The organism is Fibrella forsythiae, from assembly GCF_017353175.1.
Lineage (GTDB): Bacteria > Bacteroidota > Bacteroidia > Cytophagales > Spirosomataceae > Fibrella > Fibrella forsythiae.
This window is the reverse complement of the sequence record NZ_JAFMYW010000069.1, coordinates 1-545: the sequence shown is the minus strand read 5'-3', so window position 1 is coordinate 545 and position 545 is coordinate 1. Positions and strand designations below refer to the sequence as shown.

Annotated in this window: 1 pseudogene; it reads right to left on the bottom strand. The window is 63.5% G+C overall.

Annotated elements, in window-relative coordinates:
- Positions 1–545, bottom strand: a pseudogene (locus J2I46_RS32685) (gliding motility-associated C-terminal domain-containing protein); the annotation flags it as partial.

Below are 545 nucleotides of genomic sequence, written 5' to 3'. Positions count from 1 at the left end.
CTGGCCAGCGACACCGACCGGTTGGTGGGAATGTCGTTGGCCTTGATGGTGATCTGATAGGGCTCCTGCCGAAGCTGGGCGCAGTTAGTCTGCCAGTTGAACACACTGGTGGCTGGCGAGTTCTGAGCCGTGCCGTTGGGCGTCAGCGTAGCAAAAGCGGGCGGAATGATCGAGGGGTTGTAGACCACGTTATCCGCCGAGCGGTTGAAGGGACCACCGTAGCCCAGCACGATCACCCGGTTGCCGTCGGGGTCCACCACCCGGATGTTCTGGGTCACCAGGGTACCCGCCTCGGCACAGACGTCGGCGATGGGGTCGATCAGGGGGCGTTTGTTGGTGGCGTCGATGACGATCACCTGCACGTCGCGGGTGATCTCCCCGATCAGCACGCCGTTGCGCCACTCCTGGATGATGAAGGCGTAGTTGTACTGGCCAGCCTCCATGGGCGCATCCCAGCACACATCCCCGGTTTTGGCGTTGACCGAAAAGGAAGCGGGCGAGGTCCCGGCCTCGGTCCGGCCCGGCGAAATCACATCGCTGGGCAA